Origin of the sequence: Helicobacter typhlonius (assembly GCF_001460635.1) — a bacterium.
Lineage (GTDB): Bacteria > Campylobacterota > Campylobacteria > Campylobacterales > Helicobacteraceae > Helicobacter_C > Helicobacter_C typhlonius.
Map to the genome: position 1 here is coordinate 1,451,030 of NZ_LN907858.1, position 20,046 is coordinate 1,471,075.

Consider the following 20,046-nt stretch of genomic DNA (forward strand, 5'->3'; position numbering starts at 1 on the left):
AGAATCTTCATACACAATCTCACGAGGGGAATGTTTGATGTGTAGTAACAAAGCCATAAACTCACATTTGCATATTTTTATCCCCACCTTAAAAAAGAAACATATAAAAATATTTTTGATACAACCAAGATTCTAAAAACCTTTATACAAATCTCCCCTCAATCATCTTTAGTTTCACTCCCAATGTAAAATCATCTCGCATAATCTCACAATACACATCGCCACATTGCCCTACCTCACGCATACAAGGCGCAAAAAACTCCACGCACACAAGGCGCGTTTGCGTGCGTGTATCACGCAAGATATACTCAAAATGCACTCCCACCTTGCCAAAAGGCTTAATAGATTCTATACGCATATACTCGCATATCAAAACAGGCATTGGATTCCCCGCACCAAAGGGCGCAAAGTGCTCAATTATCTCTAGCAACTCTCTATCAATATTCGCACTCTCTATTTTGCCAAGCACAGAATCTTTATCTTCGCTCTCCTCACATACCATACAAAGAGATGAGGCAAAATCCCGCAGTTTCTCTTTCTCCACGCTTAGCCCCATTGCACCGCTATGTCCGCCAAAACCCAGTAATTTATCCGCCAAAGGCGTGATAGAAGCGATAAGATTTGCATCACCAAAGCTGCGCCCACTACCCTTGAGCACATTATTTATTTCATTAAACACAAATGCACTTTTTTGATACTCCCTCGATAAATGCGAGGCTACAATACCCAGCACACCTTCGTGCCACCCTTGCGCGTAGCTCACCACAAAATCATCATATTCTATCAAATGCTTGTGTGCGGATTCTAAAACCTCACTTTGAATCTTTTTGCGCTCATTGTTAAGGTTTAAAAGCCTCTCATACGCGCTTTGTGCCTTATCTAAATCCTCACTGACTAAAAATGCTAAAGCTACATCGGCACTCGCCATACGCCCGGGGGCATTAAGCAATGGGACGATATAAAAGCCCAAAGTCTGTGCGTCAAGTTTCTTGTATTTTTCTCGCAAAAGCCGCGCAAAAGGCATTGAAGTGGTATAAAGAGATTCTATACCTTTTTTAACAAGCAGACGATTTATGCCAACAAGGGGCATTACATCGCCCACACTCGCTATGGCGAGATAGGGCAAAAACACGCTCATATTCACATCGCAATCAAGAATCTGCTTCAAAGTAGCGCAAAAATACCAAGCTACCACCGCGCCACAAATGGATTTCTGTGGAAAAGTGCATTCGCTCAAATAGGGGTCGATAATTACATCAGCTTCTGGCAGTTGGTGTGTGGGCGTGTGGTGGTCAGTAATCACAAGCGGAATCTGCGCCTCTTTGCACCATTGTGCGGCACAAAATGCGGTAATACCATTATCTACGCTTATTACCACGGCAGCATTATTTGCATATTTTTGCAAGAGCGCGGCACTCACACCATAGCCGTCTGTAAAGCGATTGGGAATAATGAGTCGCATATTTGCATAGCCTAAGATTCTAAAGAATTGCACCATTATCGCACTCGCACACACGCCATCAGCGTCATAATCCCCAACCACGAGCACTTCTTGATTGCTTTTTATACAATTTGCAACAATTTCCGCGCCCTCTGTGATATGCGCTAGGGCTTGAGGCAGGGGCAAGTCTTTGAGAGACTTATACCCCCTCTCCACATCACGCGCTAAAAGCCGCTCCAAAATCTGCGCCTTGCTAAGAATAGGATAATCACTTTGAGATACTGTATTTTTAGAATCTGCTTGAATATCTGTGTGTTGAGAATCCGCGCCCATAGATTCTATATGTTTTAAATCTACTTTCATTATGCTTTTTTATATCCTTGAGTTTGTCTCACAAACTCAAGGATAATTGGGTTGGGGCGCTGCAAACGCGAGGTAAATTCAGGGTGAAACTGCACGGCTACAAACCACGGATGATTTGCGAGTTCAATAGATTCTATGAGCCCATTACTCTCGCCGCTCACAATCATACCATTTTGCTCAAAAAGTGTGCGATATGTTGGGTTTGCCTCGTATCGATGACGATGTCGCTCTTTGATGACTTTCTCTCTGCCATAGGCTTCATAAAGTTTTGTGCCCTCTTTGATGTGGCATTCATACTCACCAAGTCGCATTGTCCCACCCATAGGCGAAGTATGCGTGCGAAGCTGTTTATTGCCCTGCGTGTCTATAAAATCCTCAATCAAATAAATAATAGGCTCTTTGGTATACACATCAAATTCCACAGAATTTGCATCTTTGATACCTAGCACATTGCGCGCGAACTCAATCAAAGAAAGCTGCATACCTAGACAAATGCCAAGCATAGGAATATTTTCCTCTCGCGCATATTTAATCGCTGCAAGTTTCCCCGCTATGCCCCTCTCGCCAAACCCTCCGGGAATAAGGATAGAATCCACATCGTGCAAAAGTGTGATATTCTCCTCCAAAAGCTCACTATCAATCCATTTAATATTCACGCGCGTATCGGTGTTTGCCCCCGCGTGAATAAGAGATTCTATAAGGGATTTATAAGATTCTTTAAGACTCAAATACTTCCCCACAAAGCCAATAGTTACTTGACTTTTGGGCGCGATAATCTTTTTTACAAGCATATCCCAATTATCCATTTTTGGCTCTAATGCACCAAGCCCCAAATATCGCGCTATGGGCGTGAGTATGCCCTCCTCCAAGAAATTAAGCGGACATTTATAAATACTCTCTGTATCCTCTGCCACTATCACACTATCATCATCAACATCGCAGCTCAAAGCAAGTTTGCGCTTTAATTCTTTATCAAGGCTCTTTTCACAGCGCGCCACGAGAATCTGCGGGGAAATTCCAATGCGTCTTAACTCCTGCACAGAATGTTGGGTGGGCTTTGTTTTTAGCTCACCAGCTGCGCGCACAAGCGGGATAAGTGTAACGTGGATAGAAATTACTTGCTTATTTCCTAGCTCGTGTTTCATCTGTCGCATAGCCTCAAGGTATGGCATTCCCTCTATATCGCCCACGGTACCCCCAAGCTCCACAACGAGAAAATCACTTCCGTCTCCGGCGAGTTTAATGCGACTTTTAATCTCATCTACAATATGTGGCACGATTTGAATCGTCTTGCCTAAATACTTGCCCTTGCGCTCTTTTTCAATCACAGACATATATACTTGCCCTGTGGTAAAGTTATTTGTTTTATGAAAATCCTTATTCAAAAAACGTTCATAATGCCCTATATCTAAATCTGTCTCCGCGCCATCGCTTGTAACAAACACTTCGCCGTGCTCTAGCGGACTCATCGTGCCCGGATCGACATTAATATAAGGGTCAATTTTTAGGATTGAGACATTATAATCACTATGCTGAAGTAAAGTTGCAATTGAAGAAGAAGTGATACCCTTTCCAAGAGAACTTAAAACACCTCCGGTTACAAAAATATATTTGGTTTCCATAACATATCCTTGATTAAGATTCTAAAATTTGCGAGAATGATAATAAAAGAGTAGTTAAAAGCTTGTTAATTTACTCTTTTTTGTGTTTTATCTTTTATGATAATGATTTTTCATTACATCTTAGCTCAAGGAGAATATTTTGCAAGACTATTTAATATTATTTATCGCGCTCTTTGTATGCCTCTACACCATACCTAGCATTATTTTAGCCCTACTTCAAAGCAAACACATCAAAGCAGAAATGCTAAAACCCGCTATTCTTTTAGAATCCGAAGATTATCGCATAGCAGGAGAATACGCTCTCGCCTCCTTGAAGCTTGATATTATCTCTAAAGTCGTTGAAGCGGTTGTTTTTGTGCTATGGGTAAGCTTTGGCTTATCTTTCCTTAACACCATTATTCAATCTATTGCGCCTAATATCAACCCTTTGTGGCAAGGAGTGGCTCTCGTGCTTAGCTTTGTCATCATTGGGAGCATTATTGACTTACCCCTTAGTATTTATAAGACATTTGGACTTGATAAGAGATTCCATTTTAGTAATCAAACGCCACGTATTTTTATAGCCGATTTGTTTAAAACACTGTTCCTAAGCATTATTCTAGGTGGCATTGTGGCGACTTTGCTTATTTCGATTATAGACAATATCGCGCTGTGGTGGATTGCAGGATTCATAGCTCTACTTGCAATCGTTATTTTAGTCAATTTTATCTACCCCACACTTATCGCGCCACTTTTCAATAAATTTACCCCACTTGATGATGAAAACCTCAAATCCCGCATTGAATCCCTGATGAATAGCATAGGATTCAAAAGTAGTGGTATTTTTGTGGTCGATGCTTCAAAACACGATGGGCGACTCAATGCCTATTTTGGTGGTTTTGGCAAAAGTAAGCGCGTGGTGCTTTTTGATACCCTGCTTGATAAGATTAGTGCTGATGGGTTGATTGCGATTTTAGGGCACGAGCTGGGACATTTCAAACATAATGATATTTTCAAAAATATCATTATTATGGCTTGTGTGCTTTTTGCACTTTTTTTTGTTGTGGGGCATTTACCCTCACAACTTTTTGATACAATCGGCTTAGCCCACAATGGCGCGAGTATCCTCGTGCTTATGTTGCTTATCTCGCCTATTATTGGCTTTTGGTTTATGCCACTCATTGGCTACTTTAGTCGCAAGGCTGAATATGCTGCTGATGAATTTGGTGCTGGGATTTCGAGCAAACACTGCCTTGCAAACGCGCTCGTGCGCCTTGTTAATGAAAACAAAAGTTTTCCAAGCTCACACCCCGCATACATTTTCTTTTACTACACCCACCCACCGCTTTTACAAAGGCTCAAAGCACTAAATTATGAAGCATAGTATTGATGAGCTTTTGCAAAGAGCTACAAGCGATTTATCCCTTGTAGCCCAAAATCTCTCGCTCAAACCAAAAATGGAGAGTGAGATTCTATTAGGCTTTGTGCTAGATGTCCCCCGAATCTACCTTCACACACACGGCGCACAAATTATAGAATCTACCCTCGCTACACATTTTCTCTCTCTTGTCTCTAGACGCAAAAATGGTATGCCTATCGAATACCTCACTCAAAAGGCAAGTTTTTATGGATTTGATTTTTTTGTGAATCCTAGTGTGCTTATCCCGCGCCCAGAGAGTGAGATTCTTATCGATAAGGCAAGGGAGCTTATACATAAGCATAATATCACATCAATCGCAGAAATTGGCATAGGTTCGGGCATTCTCACCACCACACTCGCTAGGCTAGAGCCACAATGTCGATTTTTTGCGACAGATATTAGCCAAGAGGCACTTTATGTAGCGCGTCAAAATATCGCTACCCACGCACCAAATGCAGATATTACCCTTCATCACTGCTCGATTTTGCCGCCCGATATGTCCTCCTTTGAGCTACTTATCAGCAATCCACCCTATATTAGAGATGATTACCCTATAAGCAAACCGCTTCGCTATGAGCCGCAAATTGCACTTTTTGGGGGAAAGGATGGGCTAGATGTGTATAGGGAGATTCTAAAAACCATAGAGGGGCGCACGAATATATGGCTTCTCTGCGAAATGGGATATGACCAAAAAGAGGCTATGGGCATATTGCTACAAAATGCGAAAAATGTGGAATTTTATAAGGATTTAAGTGGCTGGGATAGGGGATTTAGCGCATACTTTATGTAAAAATTCACATTTGTGTTGTCTTTTAATACCCAATGCCACAAAGATACAACCCTTGAGGACTAATAGGGTAATGATAATGCCGTTTTTTGCCTAAAAGCTGCTCCTGTAGATTCTCAATACTCATCTCGCCCCTACTCACGCTCAAAGCCGTGCCCACCATTAGGCGCACTTGTGAGCGCAAAAAGCCATTTCCACGCATATACACGACATCTATGCCCCCGCGCTGATAATGTCGCACATCAAAAATATGTCGCACATCATCTTTCGTATATGAACCATTTTTCTTAAAAAATACAAAATTATGTGTGCCTTTAAAAAGCCTTAAGGCTTGATGAAAGCGCACCATATCGCCGATTTTTTCATAGTTTATATATGCTGAAGCAAAAGGTGATGGACGAGTAGGAGAGAGCAAAAAACGATACGCGCGCCACTTCGCATCAAAGCGCGGATGAAAATGTGAATCCACCTCGCACAATGAGCGCACCATAATATGCGGATAGAGCTTTGCATTAAGAAGTGAGCGCAAAAAATGCGTATCGTATCTGTGGATATGCTTGTTTTGAAAGCTAATCACCTGCGCGGTGGCGTGTACTCCTTTGTCGGTGCGAGAAGCCCCCAAAATCTCCCCGCCAATCCCCACACGCGCAAAAGATTCTATCAATTCGCCCAAAACACTGCGCCTATGCTTTTGGAGAGCAAAACCACTAAACGCACTTCCATCATAAGCAATTACCGCTTTAAATCTACACATCAATAAAACTTAGAAATAAACTTTCTATACAGCATAAAACTTATATAAAACCACAGCAGAGGGAAAATCCCCATACCAATCAGAGGGAAATTATCAGAAATAATGTGCATACAGACAAAATACAGGCTTACCGCGGCAATCACATACCCATAAGACATATTTGAGCTAAAGCGGGGATTTGCAATGCCAAAAAGCGGGATAAGAAAAATAGACACAAGAGGGAAAAGAGAGACAAGCACAGCTTGAGCGAGTTTGCGCGATTTTTGCCTTGAATCTGGCATAAAAGCATCACTCCAATACTCAATCAAATCATAGCCCCTCAACTGCGGTGCGCTCACATTTTGACGCACACTCATTTGTCTATAATCTGCCCTCTTAATCTCATCTGGAGCGGCAAAATATGCACTACCATTGCTGAGATTTAATTCAAAAAGCCCCTGATTATTGTTTGTCTTGCCCTCCTGTGCGACAATAAATGTATCGCCCTCAAAACCATTTTCGGAAAATAAAATGAGATTTTGATAATTACGATTTGATACGCTATCCACATACACGAGCCAATCGCCCAGCTTTTGTCCAAACTCGCCGGGCTTAATATTCACATCGATATCCGCTCTTTTTTGCGCCACGAAGTTTTTTGAAGCACTATTGGCAAGTGGCAACATAATGAGCGAAAACACAAACAAAATAAGCGTAGCTAAAAGTATGATAGGAAAAAAAAATCGCACAATATCAAAGGGCTTGCTCCCAAGCGAGAAACACACTAAGAGTTCATATTCATACGCTAGACGTGATATACTTAATACCAAGGCAGTAAAAAATGTGATGGGTATGATGAAAAATAAGCTGCTAGGTATGAGATACAAAAACAAAGTCCCCAAATCTAAAAAACTCATTTTTACCACATATGTGCGCCCCGCAATATCAATCAAAAGCACGACAGAAGCGATAAATAATAACACGACAAAGAAAGGAAAAAACACCTGTGCAAAGCTCATAAATAAATAACGTTTAAGCATAGTTCATATCCCAATTTCAATCCATATAAAATTTACCATTGTGCCAAGAAAAATAAAAAAACAAAATGGTAATTTTAAAGAGAACAAACTGCGCTTAAAAAAAAGATAGAGAATAAGTGCATAAACAAGAGCTGCAATACTGCCTAAAAAAACACTCACAAAAGCATTTATTGCGCCAAAAGCTATACCCAAAGAGCTCAAAACTATAATATCCGCCTCGCCGATAATATCCCTATCACTAAGGGATTGATAAAAGGCTTTGAGAACAAAAAATATTCCCCCCACACCAAAACCCAAAAGCACCCTATACACAAAGCTATCTCCAATCATACTGCTATCCAAAAAAGCATATATCACACATATAAAAAGGAGTGAAAAATTGAGCACATCGGGTATTGCGAGGCATTTAATATCAATAATGCCAAGTACGAATAAAAACATCAAAATCGCATAGGACACACCAACGCCCTGCCACATAAGGACACCAAAAGAGCAGAGGCTAAGAATCAAAAAGTAGATTCTATACTGCGTAGAGGCAAGAAAATGAAGCAGTGAGGCATTTTGCTCTCTCTGTTCCGCATATAATGCAATAAGTATCGCACCGACAAAACCATAACACAAAGAAAGCGCGATAAAAATTGACATTGATGTCATTTTTGCCCTACCTCACTATATCATCTTGCACATCGACAAAGAGACAGTCGCCCAAGCACTCGCCCGCTCCTAAAATTCCATTACATTTTCTAAAACGTTTTATCACCTGCTTATTCCCTTCAAGCATAGGCGCAACAATCACGCCACCCTCTTGAAGCTGATTAATAATCACTTGAGGGATATTCCTCGCACACGCTGAAAATAATATCGCATCAAAGGGTGCGTATTCCGCCCAGCCCTTTTGCCCATCATCAAGCTTTACAAAAATATTATGGGATTGCAAGAGCTTAAATCGCTCCTTTGCCTTAATTAGAAGTTTGTCAATGCGCTCAATACTAAATACGCGGCGAAAGAGATGGGAAAGCACCATTGCCTGATAGCCGCTCCCACAGCCAATCTCCAACACCGAATCCCCACCATTTGGCGCAAGATATTCTGTCATCTGCGCGACTGTAAGCGGGGAGCTAATATATTGAGATTCTGTCATAGGCAGGGGATTTATATCATAGGCTAAATATGGTGCAAATCCAGCGGGAATAAATTTCTCCCTATCTACCGCGCAAAGTGCTGCAACGACCTTAGACGAAAGTGGAAAGATTTTAGTAATTTCATCACACATTTCCTTTGCAGCAAGTTTATACATTTAGTTTATCTTTATGTTTGTGTTGATGTATTTTCTCATACGCGTAGTTTCGCTTATATCTGCTTCGTGAGTAATTAAATGTTTTTTGTCATTTTTATACACGATCCCATAGGGTGTGATAATTGCACTTCCCTTTGCCATTATATCATTTGCGCTATTACTCGCTAAGACAAAAGCTTGATTTATCACTGCCAAAGCGGTGCATAAGACCTCAAAGTGATTTTTGCGTGCCTTGCCCCATTGCGCGCTTACAAAAATCAAATCTGCACCCTTTATCTGTTCCCATAGCTCCACGAAACGCAATTCAAAACACACCAAAGCTGCACATTTAAGCCCATTTATCTCAAAAATGCTAATCTCACTTTTATCTCCCGCGACAAAGTGTAGCTGCTCATCACCGAGTGAAAAAAGTTTATGCTTGCTTTGCTTATGTATCACTTCTCCATTGTGAAACACCTTGAGATTATTAAAAAACTTCTTGTTTTTTTCCTCAATCATCGTAATCACAAGAGTATTTTGATATTTTGCACTACATTCCAAAAATCGCTCTGTCGCAAGTTTTGAAAACTCACTCGCTTCGCTCATACGTTGATACGCAAAACCGCTTAGTGCCACCTCCGGTGCACACACGATCGCCCCTTTGCCACATTGAGCGAGTAAATCCTCCACCTGTGCAAGATTTTGTTCAAAATCTTGCGCCGTTTTTATCTGCATAGCATAGAGTTTTTTAGAAATCATCGAAATTAAGACTCCCTTTTGAATAATTTGTAACCTTTGATTCAAAGAAATTTGTCTTTTGCTCATTAAAGCTTGAAAAAGCATTAACCCACTTGATAGGATGTTGGTTATTATAAAGCTTTTTGAATCCAACCGCATTCAAACGTTCATCTGCAAGGTATTGTATATACTCGCGTATAATCTCTGTCGTTAGCCCTAGAATCTGCCCCTGCGTGATATAATCACCCCAGCTTGATTCTATATCCACTGCTTTCCTAAACATCTCTATCACTTCCTCTTCAAGTGCCGGAGTGAAAAGATGTTCCTGCTCCTTACGCAAGGAACGAATCATATTTTGAAACAAGATTAAATGCGTTACCTCATCGCGCTGAATAAATCGTATCATCTGTGCAGAGCCTAGCATTTTGCCACTACGCGCAAGGGCGTAAAAGAATGAGAACCCACTATAAAAATAAATACCCTCTAAAATTTGATTGGCAAACATCGCCTTTAATAAGCCCTGCTCATTTGGATTCCGTGCAAGTTCAGTATATACATTAGCAATATAATCATTCTTGCTTCTTAGCTTCATATCAGTGCGCCACATATTATAGATATTCTCTGTATTCGCAGCAATAGATTCTACCATTACCGCGTAGCTTTGAGAGTGCAATGCCTCCTCGTATGCCTGACGCACAAGCACAAGATTAATCTCTGGACTCGTGATGTAGGGATTGACATTATCGATGAGGTTATTTGTTTGCAGCGAATCCATAAAAATAAGTTGCGCCAATGCCCTATCATAGCCTAGTTTTTCTTGAGGTGTTAAGCCAACTTCATAATCACGTTTATCTGGATTCATATTGACTTCTTCTGGAAACCAAGTATTAGCAAGCATCACCTTCCATAGATTATAAGCCCATTGATATTTGATTTGCGTGAGCTCAAACATACTCGTAGGATTACCACCAAAAATACGTCTATCTGCGACACTTTCAGTAGATTCTGGATTGTAGATTAATTTACGTGAAATAGGCTTATTTTCGTGTGTGATACTCATTAAAAACCTTTAGAAATTTTTGTAAAGCTGTAATTGTATGGATTTAACGCTTAAAAAACGATATAAAACGATGTTTATTTTTCAACCGATACCGACCAAAAAGAAAAATAGGAAAGTGGTGCGGGAAAGAGGACTTGAACCTCCACGCCTTGCGGCGCCAGATCCTAAGTCTGGTGCGTCTGCCAATTTCGCCATTCCCGCAAGAAAAAAGAATAAACCCAAAGCCTAAACTAAAGAGTAAAAATGAAATGCGTATTTTACCTATTCAATCTTTAAAATCTACTTAGAATCTAGCCAATTTTGGATACTTAAAGCCATATCTTTTGCATTTAAGCCTAGCATAGATTCTATCATTTGTGTGTTGCCGTGCGGGATAAATTCATCTTTTATCTCAAAGCTTTTAAGGTACACATTCGCTATGTCTTCCTCCGCCATAAACTCTAAAATCGCACTTCCCACGCCGCCCATAGAATAACTATCGCTAAATACGCACACATATTTATGTGAGAGCAAAAGTTTAGACAAGGTTTTTTTATCAAGTGGCTTTACAAAGCGCAAATCAAGCAAAGTAGGCTTATAGCCCTCCTCTATAAGTTGCATATAAACTTCATACGCCCTACCCACGCCATTGCCATAGCCTATAAGCAATAGTTTTTTACCCTTTTTAAGAATCTCCGCTTTGCCGAGCATAAACGCACTAGCAGGGAAAGTATCCTCGCCTAGCACAAAGCTACCACGCGGATAGCGGAACGCGCAAGGAGAACTATTATGATGATAGGCAAAATCCACAGCTTGTTTGAGACTTTCATTATCACGTGGGGCAAAAAGCACCATATTGGGAATCGAGCGCAAATAGGCAATATCAAAAAGCCCTTGATGTGTCTCGCCATCCTCGCCTACAATCCCTGCTCTATCGATACAAAAGCGCACAGGCAGATTCAAAATCCCCACATCGTGTATTATTTGGTCATAAGCGCGTTGTAAAAATGTAGAATAAATCGCCACAAAGGGCTTAAAACCCTCTTTCGCCATAGCCGCCATTGAGGTAACAGCGTGTGCCTCGCAAATCGCCACATCTACAAAACGTTTTGAATCTTTCTCTATAAGCTTATCTAAGCCTGTGCCACTAGGCATTGCTGCGCTCACGCCAACGACTTTTTCATCTAGCAAATATTCTTGCAAACTTTGACTAAATACCGCTGTTGGCGAAAGAGTAGCGGATTTTTTTAACGCGGAGCCGGTGTGAATATCAAAAGGACCCACGCCGTGCCACTGCTCGAATTTGCCCTCCGCAATTTCATAGCCCTTACCCTTAAGCGTCTGTGCGTGGATAATCACGGGCTTATTCATATCTTTAGCCTTTTGCAAAGTTGCGACAATAATCTCCATATTATGCCCATCAATTGGACCTACATAATCAAGCCCAAGCTCTTCAAACAAAATACCCGGCGTAATAAGTTTCAAAGATTCTTCAAATCGCTTTGCGAGATAAGTCGCAGAATCTGGCATTTTTGCAAGCACTCTTTTAATACCATCACGCGTTTTTTGATAAAACGATGTGCTCAAAATCTGTGAGAGATAGTTACTAATCGCACCGATAGGCTTAGAAATACTCATCTCATTGTCATTAAGAATAATTACCATTGGGTATTTTTTATCTCCCAATTCATTAAGTGCCTCATAGACGAGTCCCGCACTCATTGAACCATCGCCTATCATCACTACAGGCATAGAAATATCCGCCCCAAGCACCCTAGCCCTACCAACACCCACCGCAAGAGATAGTGAAGTCGAGCTATGCCCAGCGATAAAATAATCGCTCGCAGATTCTTTGGGATTACAGAATCCGCTAATGCCACCAAACTGCCTTAATGTGCTAAAATCTTCCCAACGCCCTGTAAGCAGCTTATGCGCGTAAGCTTGATGAGAGACATCAAAGATAAATGGGTGCTTTCGCACATCAAATACCGCGTGCACTCCTACAATCAAATCCACGGCACCTAGTGTAGAACTTAAATGCCCACCATTCACGCTTACAACCTCCAAAATTCTCTCTCTAATGCGCCTAGTAAGTGTGTATAGCTCCTCTGTGGAGAGGGCATTTAATCTCTCAAAACTATAATCAATTTCACCCATACAATTCCCACATTCTCACTAATCACGCATATTTTCAAGCACTGATTGTTTGAGATTTTTATAGCGCGACATTATCGTGCCATCAATATTGCCAGTATCGCTCACTATTACCACGCCACCGAGCGATACTGCGCCATCGGAGATAACCTCCACCTTCGTATTATCCTCCAAATGCTCTTTGAGATATAAATAATCATTGGGATTGACCTTAACCTTAATATTTGTAGCGTCCATTATGCTATTAAGTAGCTCTCGTGTGAGGTTGAGGGCAATTTTTTGTGAATTCTCACTCACTTCGTTGATAATCACCTCCTTAGCAATATCCACAGAGATTGCACTCAATTCCTTTTCTAACTCCTCCAAGTGCTTTTGGCTTGCCTTTAGGGTATTTTCAAGAGTAATGATAGAATCTACCAAAAATTTTTTTTGCGCATCAATTTCTGCAAACATATCCCCCTTAACTTTTTCCTGTGCTTCTCGAAATCCATCCTTATATCCCTCATCTCTCGCACTCGCTACGCGTTGTTCGCTCTCAACCTGCAACTTCTCAAACTGAATCTGTAGTTTTGCAAGAGAACTTGAAAGATCATCAGTTTTTTGAAGCAATTTTTCTACAAGCTCCTGCTCTAAACTCGCAATTTTTTGCACGTTAGATTCCGAATGCAAAGCATTTTGTGCCTCCTCATAGCTTTGTTCTACCACGGGTGCTTGTGTATCAATATGGTGAATTTCTTTACCAGATTCCACCATATCAGAAGTGATTGTTTTAAACTCATACTTTTTGATATTATGATTCTTAAGTCGCTCCTGCCCTATGATATTTTCTTGACTAAGCAATGACATCGTCTTGTTCTCCTAGCTGCACTAAGCCCTGCTCTGCGAGTGTTTGCACCACTTCCACGATTTTTCTTTGTGCATTTTCCACATCACGCACCTTCACCGCACCCAAAAACTGCATTTCCTCCATAAACTGCTCACTCGCCCTTTGGGACATATTCCCCATAAACTTCTGTTTGAGCTCATCAGGGGCAGATTTAAGGGCAAGCGTAAGGTCTTTTTTATCAGCAATTTTAAGAATCTCTCTAATAGCGTTGTTGTCGAGCTTGGTAATATCTTCAAAGGTAAACATCATTTCTTTAATTTCTATGGCAAGTTGTGCATCGATTTGCTCGATTTGTGCAATTGTCGCTTTTGCTGCCTTTTGTCCTAGTCGGTTGAAAATTTCCGCAACAGAACGTGTACCACCCACTTCGACCTTGTAGCTTGTGAGAGATTCTAGTTTGTTTTCAAGCACCGCACTCACGCGTTTAACGACATTGGGCGAAATATCTCCGAGGTTTGCCATACGAATCGCTACTTCAGCGCGCAACTCATCAGAAAAATACCCCAAAGTCTCCGCTGCACCGCTTGCGTCCATATGTGCGAGAATAAGCGCGATTGTTTGAGGGTGCTCGTTAATAATAAAGTCTGCGAGTTGTTGAGGGCGAATCTTTGAAAGATAAGCAAAGTTCTTTTGGGACTGCATTGTTTTGGCAAGCTTATCCAAAATTGCCTTTGCAGCATCTGGTCCTAAAGATTTAATCAACAAATCACGCGCATAATCCATACCACCAGAGTTGATATATTGATTTGATTGAAAAATGACATAAAATTCCTCTAAAACTGCTGCACCAATGGTCTTATCCATACCACCCAACTGCGCAATTTGCTTACTTACTTCAGTAATAGAATCTATATCAAGATGGTGAAAAATCTCCGAAGTAATCTCATCACCTAGCTGCACGAGCAAAATGGCAATCTTTTCTGCCATTGAGAGCTCATCATATTGCGCCCTTTGACGCGGACTAAGCGTGATTGCCATATTTACTCCTTTACTTATGAACTGCTGCCAAGACCGCTAGTTGTAATATCAAGCTCATCTTTAATGAGCGTTTGAAATAATGCACCAATCTCTTGAGGACGTTCAGAAATTACACCGCGCATTCTCTCAAGCAACACTTCATATTTGATATTATCCTCATCAAGCCCAGAACCAAACCCGAGTTGATCTTCCACACGTTTGCGTAATTCACTAAATTTATTGATATCTTCCTCATCATCATCAAGCTGCATAAAGGATTCTATATCGTCTTCCTCCTCCTCTTGCACTTCAAGCATACGCTCTGCAAATGGCGCAACAATCTTTTTATAGAACACAAACAAAATCACCGCCACAATCACATATTTAAGCAATGGCATAAATGGTCCCAAATACCGCTCTACCTTGCTTGAGAACAGCTCTAAAGAATCTTGAGGGCGATAATTGAGCTGTGTGCTTCTAAAAGGCATATTAATCACATTGACTTGGTCGCCCCTGGACTCATTATAGCCAATGGCATTTTTCACACCCTCTAAAATTTTATCCATATCCTCTTGTGAGCGAGGAGTATATTCAAGTCGTGGCACACCATCCTCGCCTACAACTTCATTATAAATGCCATCAACCATCACAGACGCGCTCACCCTCGTAAGCACGGCATAATTTTCATCAATGCTACTCACTGACCTGTCGATTTCATTATTAATAACAACCTCGCTCTCCTTTTCCCACTCCATCATCTCATCATCTTTAAGCCCTTGCACAGGACCGATATTACTCACGACACCGGGCACACCGCCAATTTGTGGAGGACGGAATCCTTTGCGCTCTTTTTCATACTCTCTTGTCCCGCGCACAACAGGATTTTGTCCAAATGTCTCTGCAGTGGTTTTGCGCACGCTAAAATCAAAATCCATAGTAACTTGTGCCTGCACGCCGTCCCCAACGCTTGGTTGTAAGAATTTAATAATCTTTGCCTCCATAGCATTTTCTGCATTTTGCTGATATTTGCGCTGGAATGTCGCCTGTCTCACGCGCGCACCCTGCTGGGCAGCTTCATTATCTTCGCCTAAAAGCTCCCCGTCTTGATTGATAATTTTTACAGCCTCTGGGACAAGACGCTCTACTGCTGCAGCCACCAAATGCTTGATACCTATAACTTGTTCTGGTGTCAAAAACATATTGTCACGCACGACAATCTTTACTGAAGCGGTAGATGGGCGTCCGCCCTGCACAAAAAGCGACTCTTCTGGCATAGAAATATTAACCGTCGCCTTCTCGATAGGATTGAGACTTTCAATCGTCTTTGCAAGTTCATTTTGCTTCACGACAAGCGTCTTTGTCTTTTGTGTGAATGGTGTATCTCCAACATTATTTTCAAGCAAAATATCAAAGCCGACATTGTGACTTGACCTTGGCAGCCCCAAAGAACTCATATTAATGCGCTGCTCATACACTTTATCTTTTGGCACGAGAATAATATTATCCTCTGGAATCTTATACGAAATTTTCTCCTGTTGGAGCTTTTGCAAGATAGCCGCGCTATCTTCTGGGCTTAGATTACTAAAGAGCACATCATAATTTTCATATTCGTTATGTGTCTCCACGCGGAAGAGTATGAGATAGGTTAAAAAGCTAATAAGTATAATAATGGTCGAAAGGATAATAATGCGCTGTTTTTTATTTAACTTGTTTAAAACCTTAAGAACCTGCTCAAAAACTACTCTTAAATCCATAGCCTACCCTTAACCACGTGTTTGCAAATATTCTTGCAAGAGCTCAAACACACGCGCATTTTGCGCAGGTGTGCCAATAGTAATGCGAAAGGCATTCAGCCCGTAGGAGCGGAGATTACGCACAATGACGCCCCTTTGCAAAAGCCATTGACACAAATGTGTAGATTCTATATCCTCGCGCGAAAATGTGATGAAATTTCCAAATGAAGGGATAAAGTCTATATTATTGTGCTTTGCAAATTCCTCATAGCGTAGCATTTGTTCGATATTGCTTTGGATACACTGCTCGGTAAATGCCCTGTCCTCTAGCGCCACAAGCGCAGCTTGCAAACTTAGAGTGCTTACATTAAAGGGTGGGCGCACTTTGTAGAGCATAGAGATAATGCGCTCACTCGCTATGCCATAGCCTATACGCATACCGCCTAGCCCATACACCTTTGAAAATGTGCCAAGATAAATGACATTATCAAATTTTTTAATGAGAGAGGCGGGATTTAGAGCCTTTGCCTTGTCTTTATATGAGGCAAACTCCTGATACGCGCCATCAAGCACGATGAGCGTGTCCTTATCAACTTTGCATATAAAATCCTCTATTGCTTGAGAGTCTAAGCACTCGCCCAAAGGATTGTTTGGCACACATAGAAATATTATACTCACGCGATTAGCGCACTCTTTGTTAGAATGAGAAGTTATGCTCGTCCTACTTGCGCCATTTTTCACATTCTCATAAGATTCTAAAAATTCATCTAAATTATGTGCATCGCTCCTAGTCTTATGAATCTCCACATCCGCGAGCTTAGAATACACCTCATACATTGCAAATGTTGTCTTTGCCATTAGCACAGCTGCGCGAGTATGGTCGATAGCTTGGAGGCAAAATTCGATGACTTGGTCGCTCCCCGCACCGATAATAATTTCTTTAGGATTTACACAAAAACGCGAAGCAAGAGCATTTTTTAGCTCATACATAGAATCATCAGGGTATAAAAACGCCTTGTGTGCGTTCTTTTGTAATGTCTCTATGACTTTTGGTGATGTGCCATAGGGATTTTCATTGCTCCCTAGCTTTATCACATCTTCTTGTTTAATACCATACTCACGCATTACAAGCTCGATTGGCTTCCCTGCCTCGTAGGTTACAACACTATCTAATGTCTTCTTAAACACCGCATATCCTTACGATTTTTTTGCATTCCATCGCTGTAAAACCTTACATTCTATCTTAAAAGTCTTAAAAGTTTTATAATTTTTACGATTATTGAGAGTTTAAACGCACCATTCAATACATAATTTGAATTTTAACCTTTAACATAAATCCAACTTTCAAACATTGCTGATAGTTAATAGTATTTTTTGATATTTTGGCTACAATGCGCGTTTTCACTAGCACAAAAGGGTAGGTTATGCAGATACAACATATTTTTCGCGAATATGACATTCGTGGCATTTTTGAAAAAGACCTCACGCAAGAGGTGGTTTGTGGTATAGGGCGTGAGCTTGGCAGATGCATCAAAGATTCACATCTCCCCCCTTGCATACATATTGGCTATGATGCACGCACACATTCGCCCACGCTTTTTAATTGGCTTGCGGAGGGTTTTTTAAGCGAGGATATAAAAGTCTTTGCGCTCGGGCTTATTCCTACACCTGTGGCATATTTTGCAACTTTTAACACCATAGATTCTATTGTTTGCCCAAACTCCGTGATGATTACAGGCTCACACAATCCCCCGCAATACAATGGATTCAAAATCACCATAAATCAATCGCCTTTTTATGGGGAGCAAATCCGCGCATTAGGAGCAAAGCTCGAGCAAAACTTACCCTACACAAAAAAGCAAAATGCAGATTCTAAAAATTTACAAAAAATACAAAATCTTAATGCAAAACAAGCCTACATCGATTTTCTAAGCACACATTTTGCCCACCTAAAAGACTTCCCCTACCCTGTCGTATATGATTGCGGTAATGGCGTGGCAGGTGTGGCATTAGCGCAAATCCTAAAAAATCTTAATATTTCTTATACACCACTTTTTTTTGAACCCGATGGCACTTTCCCTAATCACCACCCAGACCCAAGTGAGGAAAAAAATCTCACAATGCTTAAAGAAAAAATGGCACAAAAGCAGATTCATATCGGCATTGCCTTTGATGGCGATGCTGATAGACTTGCGCTTTTAACAACTCATCATAACTATAAGGGCGATGAACTTGCTATCCTTTTTGCTAAAGATATGAAAAAACATTTTTTAAGCCCTATTGTCATCGGCGAGGTGAAATGCTCACAAATAATGTATGATGAGATTAACAAAATTGGCAAAGCAGTGATGTATAAAACAGGGCATAGTAACCTCAAAGTCAAGCTTAAAGAGCTCAACGCCCATCTTGCAGCAGAAATGAGCGGGCATTTATTTTTTAATGACCGCTACTTTGGCTATGATGATGCCATTTATGCTTCTTTCCGCGCCTTAGAGCTATTCTTAGGCTATACGCCCACAGAATTAGAATCTGCGATACACGCCTTGCCTCGCCTTTATAGCACAGATGAGGAGAAAATCCACACCACAGAGGAGCAAAAATTTACCCTTATCTCCGCCTTAAAAGAGGCTTTAAAAAATCCGCCCAAAGACTTCCCAATCCTCAAAGACATCATTGATATTGACGGATTGCGCGTTGTTTTTGAAAATGGCTGGGGACTTGTAAGGGCAAGTAATACCACACCTGTGCTTGTTACGCGTTTTGAAGCGACAAGCAAAGAGGAATGCGAACGCTACAAAACAGCGTTGCTTAAGCTTTTAGAATCTGTCAAGGGCTAAAAAATGACATTCTCACTCCACACGCCCCTTGATATGCACCTCCATTTGCGTGAGGGCGAACTTTTAGAATCTGTCCTGCCTTTCACTGCCAAAGCCTTTAGCGCAGCACTTGTAATGCCAAATCTCAAAACGCCAATCACCACCACCGCACTTGCCCTCACCTACAAGGAGCAGATTCTTAAAGTCGCACAAAAGCGAGGCTGCAAGGAATTTATGCCGCTTATGAGCCTCTATCTCACGGCAGGGCTTACCAAAGAGGAGCTTATAGAAGCAAAAAAGCAGGGGATTTTTATCCTTAAGCTCTACCCAAAGGGTGCGACCACAGGAAGTGAAAGCGGGGTAAGTCAAATCCTTGATGAAAAGACTTTAGAGATTTTTGCTTTGGCTGAATCTCTAGGCTTTATCCTCTCCATACACGGCGAGAGTAATGGATTTTGTATGGAGCGTGAGTTTGAGTTTTTAAGCATATTTGAGCATATTGCAAAAAATTTCCCTAAACTGCGTGTGATTATCGAACATATGAGCGATAGACGCAGCCTTGAAATGATTGAAAAATATGAGAATCTCTACGCCACGCTTACACTGCACCATATCACATTAAGCCTTGATGATGTATGCGGGGGAATGCTTAATCCTCATTTGTTTTGCAAACCAATGCTTAAGACAAGAAAAGACCAACAAGCCCTGTTTCAAGTGGCATTAAAGGCACATCCAAAAGTAAGTTTTGGCTCGGATTCTGCACCGCATTTAGAATCTGCCAAGCTTAGCGCAAAAGGTGCAGCGGGGATTTTTAGCGCACCTGTGCTTTTACCAGCACTTACACAACTCTTTGAATCTCATAATGCCCTAGATTCTCTCCAGGCCTTTGTGAGTGATAGAGCGATAGAGATTTATCAGCTACAAGCTTTTGCGCAAAAATCAATCACGCTTGAAAAGATTCAATACAATGTGCCAGAGCGCATAGATACCCCGCTAGGAGCAATCGTGCCTCTTTTTGCAGGGCAAAATCTCTCGTGGCGCATAAAAGAATAAAAAGAGTGA

17 protein-coding genes and 1 tRNA gene are annotated in these 20,046 nt (G+C 41.2%); 4 read left to right on the forward strand and 14 right to left on the reverse strand.

Features of this window, described 5'->3' with window-relative positions:
• Positions 1-142 precede the first annotated feature (142 nt).
• Both recJ and pyrG read right to left on the reverse strand, forming a co-directional pair.
• Positions 143-1,804, reverse strand: a complete 1,662-nt coding sequence (gene recJ / locus BN2458_RS07200; protein ID WP_231944753.1) for a single-stranded-DNA-specific exonuclease RecJ — start codon at positions 1,802-1,804, stop codon at positions 143-145.
• Complete coding sequence (pyrG, locus tag BN2458_RS07205; RefSeq protein WP_034326815.1) at positions 1,804-3,426, reverse strand: glutamine hydrolyzing CTP synthase; 1,623 nt, start codon at positions 3,424-3,426, stop codon at positions 1,804-1,806. Before pyrG ends, recJ begins: the two co-directional genes overlap by 1 nt.
• A 139-nt stretch (positions 3,427-3,565) precedes the next feature.
• On the opposite strand from pyrG, the gene BN2458_RS07210 reads away from it, so the two are divergent.
• Positions 3,566-4,789 carry a M48 family metallopeptidase gene (locus tag BN2458_RS07210; protein WP_052082035.1) on the forward strand — a complete coding sequence of 408 codons (1,224 nt, stop codon included), beginning with the start codon at positions 3,566-3,568 and terminating at the stop codon, positions 4,787-4,789.
• Complete coding sequence (prmC, locus tag BN2458_RS07215; protein ID WP_034326818.1) at positions 4,779-5,615, forward strand: peptide chain release factor N(5)-glutamine methyltransferase; 837 nt, start codon at positions 4,779-4,781, stop codon at positions 5,613-5,615. Before BN2458_RS07210 ends, prmC begins: the two co-directional genes overlap by 11 nt.
• Before the next feature lie 22 nt (positions 5,616-5,637).
• On the opposite strand, the gene truA is transcribed toward prmC, so the two are convergent.
• The 12 genes from truA to hisC all read right to left on the reverse strand — a co-directional run bounded on the left by truA (position 5,638) and on the right by hisC (position 17,356).
• On the reverse strand, positions 5,638-6,366 hold the full coding sequence (truA, locus tag BN2458_RS07220) for a tRNA pseudouridine(38-40) synthase TruA (protein ID WP_034326820.1): 729 nt from the start codon (positions 6,364-6,366) through the stop codon (positions 5,638-5,640).
• On the reverse strand, positions 6,366-7,385 hold the full coding sequence (locus BN2458_RS07225; protein WP_058122079.1) for an LptF/LptG family permease: 1,020 nt from the start codon (positions 7,383-7,385) through the stop codon (positions 6,366-6,368). Before BN2458_RS07225 ends, truA begins: the two co-directional genes overlap by 1 nt.
• Before the next feature lie 3 nt (positions 7,386-7,388).
• Positions 7,389-8,039, reverse strand: coding sequence for a prepilin peptidase (locus tag BN2458_RS07230; RefSeq protein ID WP_231944754.1), 651 nt, complete (start codon positions 8,037-8,039; stop codon positions 7,389-7,391).
• 7 nt (positions 8,040-8,046) lie between these two features.
• Complete coding sequence (locus BN2458_RS07235; RefSeq protein WP_173644103.1) at positions 8,047-8,658, reverse strand: protein-L-isoaspartate(D-aspartate) O-methyltransferase; 612 nt, start codon at positions 8,656-8,658, stop codon at positions 8,047-8,049.
• A 24-nt stretch (positions 8,659-8,682) separates the two neighbouring features.
• The gene (locus tag BN2458_RS07240; protein WP_034326826.1) at positions 8,683-9,420 is read right to left on the reverse strand and encodes a carbon-nitrogen hydrolase family protein; all 738 of its coding nucleotides are present in this window, start codon (positions 9,418-9,420) and stop codon (positions 8,683-8,685) included.
• Positions 9,410-10,459, reverse strand: a complete 1,050-nt coding sequence (locus BN2458_RS07245; protein ID WP_034326827.1) for a ribonucleotide-diphosphate reductase subunit beta — start codon at positions 10,457-10,459, stop codon at positions 9,410-9,412. The genes BN2458_RS07240 and BN2458_RS07245 overlap by 11 nt, the downstream gene beginning before the upstream one ends.
• 116 nt (positions 10,460-10,575) lie before the next feature.
• Positions 10,576-10,660, reverse strand: a tRNA-Leu gene (locus tag BN2458_RS07250).
• Between the two features lie 78 nt (positions 10,661-10,738).
• On the reverse strand, positions 10,739-12,595 hold the full coding sequence (gene dxs, locus BN2458_RS07255; RefSeq protein WP_052082158.1) for a 1-deoxy-D-xylulose-5-phosphate synthase: 1,857 nt from the start codon (positions 12,593-12,595) through the stop codon (positions 10,739-10,741).
• 18 nt (positions 12,596-12,613) lie between these two features.
• On the reverse strand, positions 12,614-13,438 hold the full coding sequence (gene fliH, locus BN2458_RS07260) for a flagellar assembly protein FliH (protein WP_034326828.1): 825 nt from the start codon (positions 13,436-13,438) through the stop codon (positions 12,614-12,616).
• On the reverse strand, positions 13,425-14,456 hold the full coding sequence (gene fliG, locus BN2458_RS07265) for a flagellar motor switch protein FliG (protein ID WP_034326829.1): 1,032 nt from the start codon (positions 14,454-14,456) through the stop codon (positions 13,425-13,427). The genes fliH and fliG overlap by 14 nt, the downstream gene beginning before the upstream one ends.
• A 14-nt stretch (positions 14,457-14,470) precedes the next feature.
• Complete coding sequence (gene fliF / locus BN2458_RS07270) at positions 14,471-16,189, reverse strand: flagellar basal-body MS-ring/collar protein FliF (protein ID WP_034326830.1); 1,719 nt, start codon at positions 16,187-16,189, stop codon at positions 14,471-14,473.
• Positions 16,190-16,198: 9 nt separating this feature from the next.
• Positions 16,199-17,356 (reverse strand): histidinol-phosphate transaminase, encoded by a 1,158-nt coding sequence (gene hisC, locus BN2458_RS07275; RefSeq protein ID WP_034343271.1) that lies wholly within the window; start codon positions 17,354-17,356, stop codon positions 16,199-16,201.
• A 236-nt stretch (positions 17,357-17,592) separates the two neighbouring features.
• On the opposite strand from hisC, the gene BN2458_RS07280 reads away from it, so the two are divergent.
• Together BN2458_RS07280 and pyrC are read left to right on the forward strand one after the other, a co-directional pair.
• Positions 17,593-19,005, forward strand: coding sequence for a phosphomannomutase/phosphoglucomutase (locus tag BN2458_RS07280; protein ID WP_034343273.1), 1,413 nt, complete (start codon positions 17,593-17,595; stop codon positions 19,003-19,005).
• 3 nt (positions 19,006-19,008) lie between these two features.
• Positions 19,009-20,037, forward strand: a complete 1,029-nt coding sequence (pyrC, locus tag BN2458_RS07285; protein WP_034328410.1) for a dihydroorotase — start codon at positions 19,009-19,011, stop codon at positions 20,035-20,037.
• The last annotated feature ends 9 nt before the right edge of the window (positions 20,038-20,046 follow it).

Excerpts from the sequence above, each read along its gene's own strand:
- recJ (WP_231944753.1), bottom strand. The coding sequence starts at position 1,804 with ATGAAAGTAGATTTAAAACATATAGAATCTATGGGCGCGGATTCTCAA.
- pyrG (WP_034326815.1), bottom strand. The coding sequence starts at position 3,426 with ATGGAAACCAAATATATTTTTGTAACCGGAGGTGTTTTAAGTTCTCTT.
- prmC (WP_034326818.1), top strand. The coding sequence starts at position 4,779 with ATGAAGCATAGTATTGATGAGCTTTTGCAAAGAGCTACAAGCGATTTA.
- truA (WP_034326820.1), bottom strand. The coding sequence starts at position 6,366 with ATGTGTAGATTTAAAGCGGTAATTGCTTATGATGGAAGTGCGTTTAGT.
- BN2458_RS07225 (WP_058122079.1), bottom strand. The coding sequence starts at position 7,385 with ATGCTTAAACGTTATTTATTTATGAGCTTTGCACAGGTGTTTTTTCCT.
- BN2458_RS07230 (WP_231944754.1), bottom strand. The coding sequence starts at position 8,039 with ATGACATCAATGTCAATTTTTATCGCGCTTTCTTTGTGTTATGGTTTT.
- BN2458_RS07235 (WP_173644103.1), bottom strand. The coding sequence starts at position 8,658 with ATGTGTGATGAAATTACTAAAATCTTTCCACTTTCGTCTAAGGTCGTT.
- BN2458_RS07240 (WP_034326826.1), bottom strand. The coding sequence starts at position 9,420 with ATGATTTCTAAAAAACTCTATGCTATGCAGATAAAAACGGCGCAAGAT.
- BN2458_RS07245 (WP_034326827.1), bottom strand. The coding sequence starts at position 10,459 with ATGAGTATCACACACGAAAATAAGCCTATTTCACGTAAATTAATCTAC.
- dxs (WP_052082158.1), bottom strand. The coding sequence starts at position 12,595 with ATGGGTGAAATTGATTATAGTTTTGAGAGATTAAATGCCCTCTCCACA.
- fliH (WP_034326828.1), bottom strand. The coding sequence starts at position 13,438 with ATGTCATTGCTTAGTCAAGAAAATATCATAGGGCAGGAGCGACTTAAG.
- fliG (WP_034326829.1), bottom strand. The coding sequence starts at position 14,456 with ATGGCAATCACGCTTAGTCCGCGTCAAAGGGCGCAATATGATGAGCTC.
- fliF (WP_034326830.1), bottom strand. The coding sequence starts at position 16,189 with ATGGATTTAAGAGTAGTTTTTGAGCAGGTTCTTAAGGTTTTAAACAAG.
- BN2458_RS07280 (WP_034343273.1), top strand. The coding sequence starts at position 17,593 with ATGCAGATACAACATATTTTTCGCGAATATGACATTCGTGGCATTTTT.
- pyrC (WP_034328410.1), top strand. The coding sequence starts at position 19,009 with ATGACATTCTCACTCCACACGCCCCTTGATATGCACCTCCATTTGCGT.